We start from the raw sequence: 13659 nt of genomic DNA on the forward strand, positions 1-13659 counted from the left end.
CCCCGCTCCGTCCGCCGATCCGGTCTATGACATGGACCGCTGGCGGGTGCTGGAGTGGCAGAAGGTCCAGCCTGAGGAAGGGGTTTATCGGTATTACCGCCTGACCCTTCAGCAGAACCTCTGGGGAGAGTGGGAACTGGTGAAGAGCTGGGGACGGATAGGCCAGCGGCCTACCCGAGTGGTCCGGCAGAGCATTTCATCACCTGATATGGCCGAGACCATCGCTGCCGATGTGGATAAACAGCGACGCCAGCGGGGATATCTCTACTGTATCAAGCCGTAGGTCGTAAGCGTTTGTGGCACAATAGCCTCAATCATATAATATTGCAGAATGGGGATGTAAACCGGAACCGCCGAAAATTCCGTCACTCAAAATCCAGCCCGGCCAGCTCCTCAGAAAACGGAATATAAAACCCGTTAAGGGAGAGTGAACCATTCCGGGGGCTGGCACCGGGGCGGCCAAGCAATCGAGGGTAGGCGTTTCCCTGCTGCTGCGCATCAGCAGGAAGATAAAGCCCGTTTGGCTGCCGAAAAGCTGGGCGGTAACGCCAGCCAGCCCCCGGAATGGTTCACTCTCCAATTCCACGGCGCTGGCAGCCGCTTCGAGGTACCACCCCCGACCATCAAAGCGCATAGCTCCCCTCCTCCGCCCCGGCAATGGCTCATTTTACAAACGATGGAAATCCACCGGACGGCCCCTTGGCATCCAACTCTGAGAGGAACCGAAACAGGCCACTGCTGCTAATAGTAACGGCTTTTGTAATAAAAAATTATATGTTAAATAATCACATACATAACATCGCAAATGATGTTTTATAGTTGCAATTATTATCGCTTTGCATTATAAAAATTCATGACACGCGCAGAAATAAAACACCGGATAACAACAGGAAAAAGCCTCGAAACATGCCGGGGACGGGTGTCTATTTCGCCTTTGCCACCAAAATGCTGCAGGGCAATTCCCGCAGCAGCGCCTTGGCGACCGCCCCCTGCAGCCAGTGTCCCAAAGAAAAATGCGGAATATGCCCAATGATCAGCAGGTCGGCACCCGTTTGCAGTGCGTAACGGGAAATCTCTTCGGCCGGGTTGCCCTCAGCCGTTTGAGTCACGACCCTCAGGCCCTCGGCACGGAGCTTACCCGCGACGGCATCCAGACTGCTGCGGACAGCATTGCCTTCCCGCCCCAATACATCCTCCGCCCCCGCCGCCTGACCAATGGCCATGCCCCCGGTACTGACGATGACGCCGAAAAGATGCAATTCACCTTGACACAAACGGGCGAGCCCCCCGCCTTGGCTGAGTGCTGTTTCGCTCGACGGACTGCTGTCGTAGGCAACCAGAATTTTCTGAAACATTTACCACCTCCAAAAAGGTCGCGCCCCACCGCCCACGAGACGAATCTCCCACCTACTCCACGATCACCGTCTGCTCCACCGCCGCACCACGCTTAGGCGAGCGAATAATCAGCAGCAGCGGAAAAACCGCCAGCGTCATCACCAGCATCAGCCAAAAATCATCGATATACGCAATCATCGTCGCCTGCCGGGTGATTTCCGTATTCAGCAGAAGCTGGCCCATGGCGTTATGGGGATTATAAAGGCTGGCTACCGCCGGGTTCTGAAAACCCGGATTACTGTCATTGATGTGGGCGCTCAGCGCCGCGTGGGCAATCTGCGTATTGCGGGTGAGCAAGGTCTCCACCAGAGAAATCCCGATACTGCTGCCGACATTACGTACCAGACTGTAGATCGCTGTGCCGTTGGCCCGCATCTCCGGGCTCAGGGTCGCAAAGGTAGCAGTGCTCAGGGGCACAAAAACCAGACCAATCCCCAGCCCCTGCCAGACGCCCGGCCAGATCACATCGCCCTCACCGATTACCAGACTATAGCCCTGCATTTGCCAGAGGGAAAAGGCGGTGATTCCGAAACCGATAGCGAGCAGCAGCCGCAAGTCCACCTTGCCCACCAGACGCCCGACGATAAGCATGGCGAACATGGTGCCCAGGCCACTCGGTGCCGTCACCCAGCCCGCCGTCATTGCCGTGTAGCCCATCAGATCCTGTAGCATGGTGGGGATCAACGCCCGCGATGCAAAAAGCACCAGTCCGACAATAAAAATGAAGAGCAGGCCGGTGACATAGTTGCGGTTGAGGATCAGACGATAATCGAAGAAGGAACGGTCAAAGGGTGTGCGCCAGGTATGATAGATGAAATATAAGGCTGCAAACCCGGCAATATAGGCTTCTATCCAGATTTCCACCGAAGCGAACCAGTTCTGCTCTTGCCCGCGATCCAGCAACAACTGCAAGGCCCCGATGGCCAGACTCAGACTGACAAATCCCGCCATGTCAAAGTGCATCCGCCGCAGCACCGAATCCCTGGGGAAGGACTTCCAGATTCCCGTAAACGCCATGATCCCCACCGGCACGTTGATGAAAAATACCCAGCGCCAACCCATGGTATCCGTCAGCCAGCCGCCCAGGGTAGGACCGACGATGGGCCCAACCATCACCCCCATGCCCCACAAGGCCATGGCGGAACCCTGCTTTTCCCGGGGGTTGATGTCGAGCAGGACGGTTTGCGAAAGCGGCACCAGCGCCGCTCCGAAGACACCCTGCATCACCCGCGCAACGACAATTTCCCCCAGCGAGGTAGAAATGCCGCACCACATGGAGGCCAAAGTAAAACCCAGTACCGAGGCCAGAAAGACGGTACGCTGACCAAAACGGTCACAGAGCCAGCCGGTCAGCGGTGTGGCAATGGCAGTGGCGACAATATAGGAAGTGAGCACCCAACCGATCTGATTCAGAGACACGGACAGACTGCCCTGCATATGAGGCAGAGCCACGTTGGCGATGGTGCTGTCCAATGTCTGCATGATCGTGGCCAACATAATGGACAGGGTGATGAGGGGCCGATTCAGCCCCTCTGCGCCGACTGCGGCGCTTTCCACAGTCATCGGGAGGATTCTTCGGTAAGGCGCTGCAAACGCTGCAGGATATTCGTCGCTTGCCGTAACGTTGCAGTATCCAGGCCATCCAGCATTTCGCAGCGGAAGTCACCTGCGACACGCTTCACCTCCTCATACACTGTCTGCCCCGCGGGGGTCAGCAATAACCGTCGGATACGCCGGTCTTCCGGAGCGATCTCGCGGCGTACCAATCCAGCGCGCTGTAACCGGTCCACCATGGCTACCACCGTCGGCCCCTCCACTGAGAGACGATTTGCCAGCTCGGTCTGGGTCAGGGGGGTTTCGGCCCGCGCCAGAAAAGCGATACTCATCCAGCTCGCCTGGCTCAGCCCGAGACCCTTCAGGCGACGATCCAGCGCGTGGCGCCAGGCCCGTGCGCTGTCATGCAGGGCCAAGGCAAACGCTTCCTGCAACAGGTCTTTGCTCATGAATCCCTCCGGTATTTTCAGCCGCCCAGATTATTAGGGTACTTATACTTAGAGATCTATCTATTTACAAGAGAGTTGAAGTTTAGACATGTATGAACCTCTCCGTCTATGCAAGATGTCGTAGATATTGGTGGGGTCGACTGCAAACATGTATTCGGCCTGTTAGTGGGCGACTGCCCTGGCCCCGATGGGTAATCCGCGCATCCAGTCCTCATCAAAGCGACGGCTTCTACAGCAGCCCTAGTCTCATTCAGGTTCTCTGGATGCCGGTCCGACCTGTCCCGCCATCTTTCGTCATCTGGCAACCGTTGAAAAGTGCTTTACCTCTTGATTGTTAACGCTGTAATGGACTCAATTAATATCACGCGGTAACGGCTGCCTGATACACCTCTTGCCGTGCCATCATCGCCCAGACCACACGAACGGTCTTGGCAGCCAGTGCTACGGCGGCTTTCTTGACGCCACGTCGCTCCACAAGAGTACGGATGCCACCACCTACGGGACTAAAGGCATGTTTTGGTCGATAGGGGTCAACTCCGCCCATTTGCTGGGGTACTCGGCCGAGTTTTGTATGGCCGTTTTGACCTCTTCTAGTGCGGCGGCGATATCGGTGCTGCCCAACTGGGCCATATTCGCCATCATCAACCGGAAATGCTCTGGCACCAGCGCCAGATCGGTAAACGCCTGCCATGCCTCCGCTTCATTTAACTGACGCTGGGTCGCATTCGCAAAGGCGCGAAGCATGTGCTGCACGAACTCTGGCCCCAGTTGGGGAAAGGGTATCTGATGGCTAAACTGGTAAAACGGGGCCTTTTCCATCTGAAACATCCGCCGCAGGCCTTCGCTTGATGACCCTGTGAAAACCGCTTTAATTTGGTCTCCATGCTTGTCGAGGGCGCTCCTCAGTGCGGCTACCAGTGCGCCGTACCGCCTCTCGTCCGCCAGCGTCTGGATTTCGTCCACAAGCAGCAGTGTGGGGTTTTTCTTTTGGGCCAACGTGTTCATCCACTGCCGGAGATCCAGCATGCGTTCGCTGGCCTCTGCCGTCCCCTGCTCCCATGATGCCTGTACGCCTACTGTACTCGCGTTGGCTCCGACACCTATTTTTGATCCTGGTCGGCCCAACCAACGCCGTACGCCCGAAATAATGCCCTCCCCCTCCGCCGCCTTTCGGATGGCATCGAGCAATACCGATTGGGGGTCTTCTCTGGACTCCCACAGGGACACGTAAATGGTGATATACCCGGCCTTTTCGGCGGCGGGCAACAGGTCCTTACGGAGAAATTCCGTTTTCCCCATCCGCCGCTGGGCAAAGAGCACTAGGCTCTTGCTGAGTCCGATACCCAGCGTTTTCAGGTATTGATCGGCCAACGCTGTTCGCGGGCAGTGCCAGGGGTCTTTGGCCATTTCCATCCTGTTTTATTGCCATGATAGATAATTATCTATGTTACCGATAAAACCCGGTAATTCAATCGTTCTGCTATGTGTGGAGGCCTCGGTTGCAAAAAGCGTAATGGACTGCACTTTGGAATAACGGGTTGTCGTCGGACACATAGGACCGGTTGTGGCACTTGTCGCCCTCCAGGTCCACCTGCAGGGTGGCGACCCGAACTTCACCGCACCATCGATCTGCTCGCCGTGGACGCGAAATGCCTCCGTCGTCTCTAGGCGTGGAGCCTGGCGAGTTCGGCCAGAATGCGTTCCAGTGTGTAGCCACGCTGCTGTCTTGTTGGCCAGTAGATCTAGGTATTCAGCACGCAGGTCTTCCAACGTAACTGTTGGCTGCGGGCGCGCGTCTCGTGGGTCGCTCGCAGCTCTCAATCCGACTTGATCCGGGCATCACAAATTTCTTGCAATTGCTTCAGGTGTTCGAGATTGCTAACCGCCACCGCGCGATCCAACTTGTGCAATTTGTCGAGGTAATACAGGTCGAAGTGTGACCACGTCAGCAGTGATTGCAGCATCGCGCGAAATGGGTAAGCCCGTTGTCAGGGCGCTCGTCCAGCTTGCCAAAGAGCATATCAATGATCTCGTGTCGCTTGAGGCCTGTCTCGCCTTCAGTGCAATCGTCGGTTTTGGCATTCAGGATGGCTTGCATCAGACCCTCTCATGCGGAAGCGTATTGCCCACCGCTTCTGCGGCAAGAAGTACAGGCTTGATTGCTCTGATTAGCGCCGCAAGCAGTTCTGCAGTCTGAATCCGCCCATCCCAAACCGAATTCACCGCGTCATCAATTATCCGGCACCCCTCAGAACGATTTTCTCCACCATGTGAGTTATGCTGTTTATGCTGATTATCGATATGCGTCAGTACACGCCGCGCGGTCTTTGTGACGCTCTTGCGCTCGCCGTGAACGAACCGGTATAGCGCAGGCTGACTCACGCCAGCCTGCCTGGAAAGGGTGGCCAGACATACGTTCGCGCGGTCGCAGTATCGTTTAATCCGCGCCATGGCAACTTCCGTTTCCGGGTCTTTGAGGGTTGGCTTTCTCGGCATAATTGGCATAATATAAGGGCAATTGCTCCATGCTGACAACCTATCAGCTTTTCCTTTCGGTCCGGCTTGACGGGCTGCTCCGAAAATGTCAAAAGGACTCGATTATGGACTCATTCGACCAGACGCTTGCCAACCATGGCGCGGCACCAGAAAATCTGGCGCGCTTCGATGCCCACAGCCCTGAATCGCTGCCTTACGTCATGTTGACTGCGGCCCGGCAAACCGGCAATGAGGATCTGGCGGCGCTGAGCGCTGTTTCTGCCGCCTCTCTCGGAAACAATTCTGCACCTGTGTCACTGGTTCGTGAAAATTGGTGGAAAGGTGCTGACTAGCAACCGCCCACCATGGTGGAACCAATTGGACGACGCTGGGCAGCATGTGCCAGTGGAAGGGCTAGTCCACGTCAAGAACTATTCAGGTGAAGGTCGACCACTCGAAGAGGTGGTTATGATGGAAAAGGCGCGCGAATATGGCGCGCGGGCGGTTTTCTTCGAGGCCAGCCGAAACGGAAAGCCCCCGGTGGCGCAGGCTTTCGTTTTTGTTGCCAGCGGGCCTGAAAAGGATCGCGAATTCGCTGAGATGCACCAAAAATTGTGGAGTTGGGGCGGAGTGCCTCTCCTCTATCGCAAACTGCCGGGGCAGCTGCAACTCTTCCGGTGCGCACATGGTCCAGACTTCATCTCCTCCTCAGGTGACTTGATATGTAATCCCGTGCGAACTTTGCTGCTCGCATCGTCGATCGCCGCTGACCCTTGGTGGAATCATGAGCAACTCCGCAATGGCACCCTGTGGGACGATACGGAAACCTGCAAAACTCTTCTGTCGGATAGCAAGTCGGCGCAAAAGGGGCTATTCAAAGCGGTCAAGAAAATCAATGACGCATTGAATGCTGAGAATATTCTACCCAAGCATCTGCGTCGCAAGCTCCTGATTCTTTCACTATTGATCGCCTATCTGGAGGAGCGCGAGGTTTTCGCAGATGGCTATCTCGCAGGTTTTCTGCACGGCGCCAATAAATTTTTTCAATTGCTTGCCAACGGTTCTGCTCTAGTGGCTCTATTAGAAGATTTGGAGAAACGATTCAACGGGCATATCTTCACGCTCACTGATATAGACCGCGAACGATTGCTAAATAGTAACCAGTTAATGCGCTTTTCCAAGCTCATAGAAGGCAGAGAAGAATTTGGCGGCCAGTTGACATTATGGCAAATTTACTCGTTTAAGGATTTGCCCATAGAGTTGATCAGTCACATTTACCAAATGTTCGTTAAAGATGCTGATAGCTCCGTCTATACGCCGCCATTCCTGGTACGCTTGATGCTGGAAGAGTCGTTGAGTTGGGAGCGTCTCGATCGGTTACAACAGCGTGGCGAGATAATTTTGGATCCGTCATGCGGTTCTGGCGTATTTTTAGTCGAGGCATACAAACGCCTAGTGCTGCACTGGCGCAGTCGGAATCAGTGGAAAAAGCCCGATGTCGCTGTTCTCAAAGGGTTACTGAAGTGCGTGCATGGCATCGATTGCGAAGAAGGTGCAATCGAATTGGCGGCTTTTAGCCTTTGCTTGGCTTTGTGCGATGCCTTGGAGCCGGAGACCATTCGGGCTACGATTAAACTATTTCCTCAACTGGCTGGAAAGACGCTACATCTGTCGTGTTTTTTTGACGCGAAAGAACGTAACGTGATCAAAGATCCAATCGGGATTGTTGTCGGAAATCCCCCATTTACGTCACAACTGACCACGCCCGGAGCTATACGTAGCTATGAACGTTACAACGCGACCAGAGGCACGCTGCCGGATAAGCAGCTTGCGTATCTCTTTCTGCACGAGGCGATGGAAATGGTCGCCGAGGGCGGCATACTGAGCATGCTGCAACAGTATAATTTCCTTTACAATCAACACTCTCTTTCGTTTCGGCGTGACTTCATTTCTAAATGGGATGTGCGGGAGATTCTCGACTTCATTTCAGTGCGTGGGCTGTTCCAAAAGGGCAAGGCCGACACTAAGATCATCGTGATTGTTGCCGAATCGGCACCGGCGCCGGAAGATCGGCAAATTCTGCATGCGACCTTTCGGCGCAGCGGGCGCTCTGATGCCGAACAGGGGTTCGATATCGACTACTACGACCTGCACTGGTTGCCCCGACAACTGGCTTTGACCAATGACGCTGTGTGGCGTACTGACTTGCTTGGCGGCGGACGCGCGCTGGGACTGGTTAATAGACTAAAAAGCTACAGGACTCTGGGTGAGTATGCCAAAGAAAAGGGCTGGGATTTCGGTGAGGGTTTTATTGAGGCCCAGAAGGGTAAACGCGTAGCGGCCAGCCATATCACAGGCAAGAAGTATCTACCGTCCGAGGCGCTTCTGGAGGATGGACCAGATCGCAGCAAAATCACGGTCGCCGCGGGAGATCTTTTCAAGACGGCATACACGAGTAGCCGATACACGCCACCGATGTTGCTTGTTCGAGAGCAAATGGACTTGGCGCATTGCCTGTGGAGGGATTCCTATCTCACCTACGGCCAGCAGATTGTCGGATTCTGCGCACCGGAAAAAGATATTGCTGATCTGAAGATGCTGGACACGTGGATGTACAGCGCTCGCCGTGTACTGCGAGCATATCTTGCTTTGGTCAGCCCGCGTCTCTTTGTTCAAAAGGCAACCGCGTTGCAGGCCGACGATGTGTTCTCCCTTCTGTATCCCGCAGAAGGAAACTTGAATTTGAGTCCGAATGAAGAAATCCTGGTAGACGATATCGTAGATTACTATCGGGACATCATCCGGCTTGGAGAAGAATCTGTGGCTATGAAGGAGAATGGTAAAACTGGGATTTCCGCATTCAACGATGTGTTTACTCGACAAATTAATGCTATCTACAGGAAAAAACCCGTGCAGGCACTGGCTACACAAGCCTGGCCTGGGGTGATTTGCCAGCCGTTTGCTTTTGGCAAAGCCAAGGTGGATTGGGACGGTGCAGAAGCATTGAAGGGAAAGCTGGATATGCTCCTTCATGAGCGGGGAGGACCGACATTGCAACTTACACGCATCGCTCGTATCTACGATAAAAATTTCATTTTTTTTCTCAAACCGGATCGCCTGCGGTTCTGGATACGATCCGTGGCGTTGCGTGACGCAGATGAAACGCTGTTTGATCTCAGGGTACAGGGATTCTAACCAGTCGCCCATGCTCGCGGACACTTCAGGTCATCATTTTCAAAGCGGCACCATAGGCGATGATGTCCATCGATTTTCGGCGTCAAAGTATGAATTGATTGATTTTATTGCTAGTAAGTTGCCTCTCTGGAGAGACGACCCTGACCGGCCGAAGGCAATCTCCGAAACAAATCTTACATCGCAACTCTGTGCCTACCTGAATTCTGCATCTCGGTTTTCAGAAGGGTGGGATAGCCTGCAATTTAAGGTTGAAGAATCTGATGAACACCAAAAGGGCCGGAAAATAGACCTTGTAGTGTCGCCGAGGGGATCAATAGTCTGGGCTCAAGGACGCAAATATACTCAATACGATACTTTGTTGCCCATCGAATGCAAACGACTACCAACACCAAAGGGTAAAAAGCGCGACGATCGCGAATATGTGATCAACCAAAAGGCAACGACAGGAGGCATTCAACGCTTCAAAGCCGGAGATCACAGTGCCGCCCATTCACTCGCAGCCATGATTGCATATGTTCAAGCAGAATCTTCAGAGACATGGTACGATCGCCTTAATGTTTGGATCAAGGAACTGGATGACCCCACGCATACTGGATGGTCCACGAAGGATTTGATGCACATTGATTCCTCAGACACACAGTTGGGGTTAACCGTCTTGCGATCTCTTCATAGCAGAGAAAAGGGTCTCTCAGAGATTGAGATACGCCATCTCTGGATCGAAATGGAATGTTATTTAGGAGCCTGAACACGGAAACACCTGGGACGCACTTGTGGCGAAACCCAGGCGGGCGCGCAGTGGCAGGAAAGCGGTTGCTCCAGACGGATGCTCAGGAGTACTGTGCAGATCAAGACGCGCTGTTTTGTTTGCGAGCAGTAAGGGGGACTCCTCTTACACCTAGCTGACCAGTCGCCAGCGATCGGCTTCGTAAGTGATAAAGCCGAGGGTATGGAGGGCTGTGAGGACCGGTGTGAGGGCCTTGACGGGCTTGCGTTTGAATCGGGCAGCGAGGGCGTCGGTGCTGGCGGGGCCAGCAGCAAGCTGACGACGGACGACTTCAATTTGTTCGGCGAGATTCGATGGCCATGCCGGTTTCTGGGCGACAACGCCGAAGGTTTCGCTGTCGCCGAGATCGAAGGTGCCCGTGCTACTGGCAACATCCCTCTCGGGGGCCTGGTAATCGGGGCGGAGCCAGCGAATCTGACCTTGAGCTTCTTCGGCAGCGCGTTGTGTATTGAGTGCGACCAGGCGGGTTAGGATCTCTTCTTCAGCCTCCCGCAGGGCGACATGCTTGTCTGGCAGTGGCGTGGTACCGCCGGGCTGCCCGACGATAGCGTCGGCAAGGTCACTCCAACCATAGGCATCAAGAATGGCATGGTCGAGGGCATCGTGGAGCTCGGCGAGAATAGAGACCAACCCGGCCTGATGGATAGCGCGATCTTGGACGCTAAGGGTTGCGCCGCTGCGGCGTTTTTCCAGCACGTTATACATGCCGGTCAGAGTAAGCTTAGTGTGTTCGGCTTGTTGACGCTTGCGATGGGCGTCCAGTTGCTCGGCGAGATCGCGAATGTGGGCGGCCTGCTCGGAGGTGGCGTCGGGGAAGGGATAGGTTTCAAAGCAGCGGGTTTTGACGTAAACAGGATCATTCCCGACTCCTAACTGGCTACCTGCGCGGAAAGACCACAAGATGTGGATGCGACTGGAGAGCACGCCAAGGATGGCCGCATCGTCAATGGCGATATTGATGAGCTTATTGTCTGGCAAAATATCAGCATCGAGAAATTGGAAGGTACGATGCTTGGCAGTTTCGACAGTGGCGATGTAGCGCGGCAAGGTTGCGCACATCCTTCGCCATTCGCTACGGGCCTCTCCAAAAATCCACCACTTGTCGCGGTAGCCTGCACGATTATTCTGATCACGCTCTGGTTTGACACGCTCCAAAACCCACTGATAAATTGCCGGGTAACGATGGCGTACATCTTCAGCAGTCAGCCCGAAGAGATCGATTACCTTGACACCGCGTGGCTTGTCCGTGAGGTCGCGACCATGCCGATAATTGCGGATATGACGCTCCACACCCTGAATATTGCCGAGTCCCAGATGGATGGCGTCTTCGGGCGTAACGATGAAACCTGAGCCAATCAGCTGAACACCACGCGAACCGATTGCAGAATTCCCCATCAATGGTGTTGCCGCTACGATATTCGGTCCCGCAGTCAAGTCCGCATGCAAAATCCCCAGACGTTCTGCCAGCATCACCTCATGGGCATCTTCGTTGGTTTCCTGCTCCGCAGTGACGTTCAGCAGTGCGCCTTCTCCTGCCTCGGCACGGCCCACTGTCATAGCGATACGCACGGCGGCCCCGTCGGCGGCGTCCACCCAGGGATGATCCGGAATGGCAAAAGCCAGGTGCAGCGGATTTTGCGCTGCGCTGAGTTGCGCTTCCAGAACCCTGCGGTTGAAGGTCTGACGGATGGAATTGGTGGTGATAAAGCCAAACCGGTGGGCCTGTCCATGGCGCACTGTTTCGGCCGCTATATGCCACCAGTACATGACGAAATCCGCGGACTCCGGGACTTCGCCCCTATACACGGCGCGCAGGGCATCCACATAACCGTCCCCCAGCGCCCGCCGCATATTGGCGGCGCCGATGAAGGGGGGGTTGCCGATAATGTAATCCGCTTGCGGCCACCTGGCCTTGCGCGGGTTCCGGTAGCGCTCCACCGGCATTCGGGCACTTTCGTCGGGAATCGGTTCGCCAGTGATGGGGCTGTCTTTATAGCTGTGCCCATCCCAGCGGGTGATAGCGCGACCATCCTCGTCCAGCGCGTAGTCCATCCCGTCATAGGCCAGTAGAGCGTCCCGATGTGCGATGTTGTGAAAGTCGCGGAGGATCGGTTCGGGGAGGTCGATGCACTGATGGATACGGTAGCCCCATTGCAGATAACCGATCCAGAGCACCATCTCGGCGATGGCGGCCGCACGCGGGTTGATTTCTAAGCCGAGGAACTGGTGAGGATCGACGGTCAGGCCTTGGGTCTCCAAAATTGCCTGACCGCGGTTGAGGTCGCCGATCAGGTTGAGCACTTCGCCCTCAAGACGCTTCATGTGCTCCAAGGCAACGTAGAGGAAGTTGCCGCTGCCGCAGGCGGGGTCAAGCACGCGAATCTGACAGAGTTGCTGATGGAAGCCTCGCAGCTCTTGCAATGCTTTGTCGGGCTTGTTTTGCTGGAGCCAGGTCTCGGCGGCCACCTGGGCAGTACGCCATTGAGCGCGCAAAGGGTTAATGATGGTGGGCATGACCAGTCTTTCGACGTAGGCGCGGGGGGTGTAGTGGGCACCGAGTTGGTGACGTTCGCGGGGGTCGAGGGCCCGTTCCAGCAGAGTACCGAAAATCGCGGGCTCTACGTAGCGCCAGTCGCTACTGGCGGCTTCGCGGAGCAGATCGATCTGGTCGCAGTTCAGCGGGATGACATCTGGGGTATGAAAGAGGCCGCCGTTAAAGCGTTGAATGGTGGCCATGAGGCGAGCGTCATAGCCGCCCTTGTCCATGGTCTGCCAGAGGGATTGCAGGGCGGGGGCAAACTGTTTGGGACGCTCACGTAGGGCGTCCAGCAAGGTGATAAAGGCCCCACGGCCCTGCTGCTGGGGCAGCAGACCCACATCTTCGGCGAACATGGTAAAAAGGGCGCGCATGAGGAAATGGGCCACCCGCTCGGGACTGTGGCCAGCGGCTTCCAGAGACTTGGCCAGACGGGCCAGACGGTCAGCAATGGCGCGGGTGACGCGGGCGGCATGGCGACTGGGGTCAAGGCTGTCCGGGTCGTTCCAGAGTTGGCGTAAACGCTGGACTACAACGGGATCGCGCAGGTCCTGCAAACGGATACGGTGATGGCCGGGATCGGGATAGGGGACGTAGGTGCCTCCGGAACGAGTGAACTCCGCGTAGAGCTCCAGAGATCGCCCTACATCAGTGACGACAATGAAGGGCGGGCGCCCCTCGGCGGCTGGCAAAGCGCGCAGGTACTGGTCAGCCTGATTGTGGGCGGCAAGCATAGCCTTGTCCCACCCGTGACTGTCTAGTACCTGCCCGGTCTGCTTGGCTTCGAGGATAAAACTTCCACGCCGGTAGAGGTCGATATAGCCGCGGGTGACGCTACCGTCGGGTTTGGCCATATCGACGCGGCGTTCAAAGACGTAACTGTTGGCGGCAGTATCTTCACCAGCCGGGTCAGGCTGGGGCAGGCCGAGCAGCGTGCAGAGCTCCGTCAGAAAAAGCTGATAATTGGACCGCTCGCTACCTCTCGCATCAACCCAACGCGCAATGAAGGCATCTGTCTGGTCTGCGGGGAGGTTGTCGGGGAGTATCACTTATTCTGGTCGTGGGCTAAGCAGCGTGGGATCGGGTCGGATAGGGGCGCACCAGTATTTCGGCGGGTAAATCCAGTTGCTCTGACAGGCGGCGAATCATTTCCAGGGTGAGTGGCCGCCGTCGGTTCAGCACTTCAGAAACCCGTGCCCGAGAGCCAATGCAGGGTTCGAGATCTTTACGGGAGAGACTGCGGGCCTCCATGACATGCTCCAGCAGGGCAA

At 55.7% G+C, this 13659-nt stretch carries 13 protein-coding genes; 4 read left to right on the forward strand and 9 right to left on the reverse strand.

Going from position 1 to position 13659, the window contains the following annotated elements; translation table 11 throughout:
• Window positions 1-283 (forward strand): WGR domain-containing protein (locus HF921_RS01330; protein WP_226834265.1); only part of this gene is annotated, 283 nt, incomplete at its 5' end.
• Between the two features lie 27 nt (window positions 284-310).
• On the opposite strand, the gene HF921_RS01335 is transcribed toward HF921_RS01330, so the two are convergent.
• The 7 genes from HF921_RS01335 to HF921_RS01365 form a co-directional block, all read right to left on the reverse strand.
• The gene (locus HF921_RS01335) at window positions 311-634 is read right to left on the reverse strand and encodes a hypothetical protein (protein WP_215850039.1); all 324 of its coding nucleotides are present in this window, start codon (window positions 632-634) and stop codon (window positions 311-313) included.
• A gap of 289 nt (window positions 635-923) precedes the next feature.
• Window positions 924-1355, reverse strand: a complete 432-nt coding sequence (locus tag HF921_RS01340) for a universal stress protein (RefSeq protein ID WP_215850040.1) — start codon at window positions 1353-1355, stop codon at window positions 924-926.
• A 52-nt stretch (window positions 1356-1407) separates the two neighbouring features.
• Window positions 1408-2958 (reverse strand): DHA2 family efflux MFS transporter permease subunit, encoded by a 1551-nt coding sequence (locus HF921_RS01345; protein WP_215850041.1) that lies wholly within the window; start codon window positions 2956-2958, stop codon window positions 1408-1410.
• Window positions 2955-3398, reverse strand: coding sequence for a MarR family winged helix-turn-helix transcriptional regulator (locus HF921_RS01350; protein ID WP_215850042.1), 444 nt, complete (start codon window positions 3396-3398; stop codon window positions 2955-2957). Before HF921_RS01350 ends, HF921_RS01345 begins: the two co-directional genes overlap by 4 nt.
• 495 nt (window positions 3399-3893) lie before the next feature.
• Window positions 3894-4805 carry an ATP-binding protein gene (locus HF921_RS01355; RefSeq protein WP_215893164.1) on the reverse strand — a complete coding sequence of 304 codons (912 nt, stop codon included), beginning with the start codon at window positions 4803-4805 and terminating at the stop codon, window positions 3894-3896.
• Between the two features lie 538 nt (window positions 4806-5343).
• Window positions 5344-5496, reverse strand: coding sequence for a hypothetical protein (locus HF921_RS01360; protein WP_215850047.1), 153 nt, complete (start codon window positions 5494-5496; stop codon window positions 5344-5346).
• Window positions 5496-5849, reverse strand: a complete 354-nt coding sequence (locus HF921_RS01365) for a hypothetical protein (RefSeq protein WP_215850048.1) — start codon at window positions 5847-5849, stop codon at window positions 5496-5498. The genes HF921_RS01360 and HF921_RS01365 overlap by 1 nt, the downstream gene beginning before the upstream one ends.
• Window positions 5850-5998: 149 nt before the next feature.
• Here HF921_RS01365 and HF921_RS01370 point away from each other — a divergent pair, with 149 nt between their 5' ends.
• The 3 genes from HF921_RS01370 to HF921_RS01380 all read left to right on the forward strand — a co-directional run bounded on the left by HF921_RS01370 (window position 5999) and on the right by HF921_RS01380 (window position 9813).
• Window positions 5999-6226 carry a hypothetical protein gene (locus HF921_RS01370; protein WP_215850049.1) on the forward strand — a complete coding sequence of 76 codons (228 nt, stop codon included), beginning with the start codon at window positions 5999-6001 and terminating at the stop codon, window positions 6224-6226.
• A gap of 115 nt (window positions 6227-6341) precedes the next feature.
• A complete protein-coding gene (locus HF921_RS01375; RefSeq protein ID WP_215850050.1) occupies window positions 6342-9068 on the forward strand; it encodes an HsdM family class I SAM-dependent methyltransferase in 2727 nt (908 codons plus the stop codon).
• A 10-nt stretch (window positions 9069-9078) separates the two neighbouring features.
• Window positions 9079-9813, forward strand: a complete 735-nt coding sequence (locus HF921_RS01380; protein WP_215850051.1) for a hypothetical protein — start codon at window positions 9079-9081, stop codon at window positions 9811-9813.
• Window positions 9814-9963: 150 nt separating this feature from the next.
• Here HF921_RS01380 and HF921_RS01385 read toward each other — a convergent pair whose 3' ends face one another.
• Together HF921_RS01385 and HF921_RS01390 are read right to left on the reverse strand one after the other, a co-directional pair.
• Window positions 9964-13437: a class I SAM-dependent DNA methyltransferase gene (locus HF921_RS01385; RefSeq protein ID WP_215850052.1), complete on the reverse strand. Its 3474-nt coding sequence runs from the start codon at window positions 13435-13437 to the stop codon at window positions 9964-9966.
• 16 nt (window positions 13438-13453) lie between these two features.
• The coding region (locus HF921_RS01390) for a helix-turn-helix domain-containing protein (RefSeq protein ID WP_404813103.1) at window positions 13454-13659 on the reverse strand (206 nt) is incomplete at its 5' end.

The organism is Acidithiobacillus ferriphilus (assembly GCF_018854775.1).
GTDB lineage: Bacteria > Pseudomonadota > Gammaproteobacteria > Acidithiobacillales > Acidithiobacillaceae > Acidithiobacillus > Acidithiobacillus ferriphilus.

Bases quoted from the DNA above. Each gene is read 5' to 3' on its own strand.
- HF921_RS01335 (WP_215850039.1), bottom strand. From the start codon at position 634: ATGCGCTTTGATGGTCGGGGGTGGTACCTCGAAGCGGCTGCCAGCGCC.
- HF921_RS01340 (WP_215850040.1), bottom strand. From the start codon at position 1,355: ATGTTTCAGAAAATTCTGGTTGCCTACGACAGCAGTCCGTCGAGCGAA.
- HF921_RS01345 (WP_215850041.1), bottom strand. From the start codon at position 2,958: ATGACTGTGGAAAGCGCCGCAGTCGGCGCAGAGGGGCTGAATCGGCCC.
- HF921_RS01350 (WP_215850042.1), bottom strand. From the start codon at position 3,398: ATGAGCAAAGACCTGTTGCAGGAAGCGTTTGCCTTGGCCCTGCATGAC.
- HF921_RS01355 (WP_215893164.1), bottom strand. From the start codon at position 4,805: ATGGCCAAAGACCCCTGGCACTGCCCGCGAACAGCGTTGGCCGATCAA.
- HF921_RS01360 (WP_215850047.1), bottom strand. From the start codon at position 5,496: ATGCAAGCCATCCTGAATGCCAAAACCGACGATTGCACTGAAGGCGAG.
- HF921_RS01365 (WP_215850048.1), bottom strand. From the start codon at position 5,849: ATGGCGCGGATTAAACGATACTGCGACCGCGCGAACGTATGTCTGGCC.
- HF921_RS01370 (WP_215850049.1), top strand. From the start codon at position 5,999: ATGGACTCATTCGACCAGACGCTTGCCAACCATGGCGCGGCACCAGAA.
- HF921_RS01375 (WP_215850050.1), top strand. From the start codon at position 6,342: ATGATGGAAAAGGCGCGCGAATATGGCGCGCGGGCGGTTTTCTTCGAG.
- HF921_RS01380 (WP_215850051.1), top strand. From the start codon at position 9,079: ATGCTCGCGGACACTTCAGGTCATCATTTTCAAAGCGGCACCATAGGC.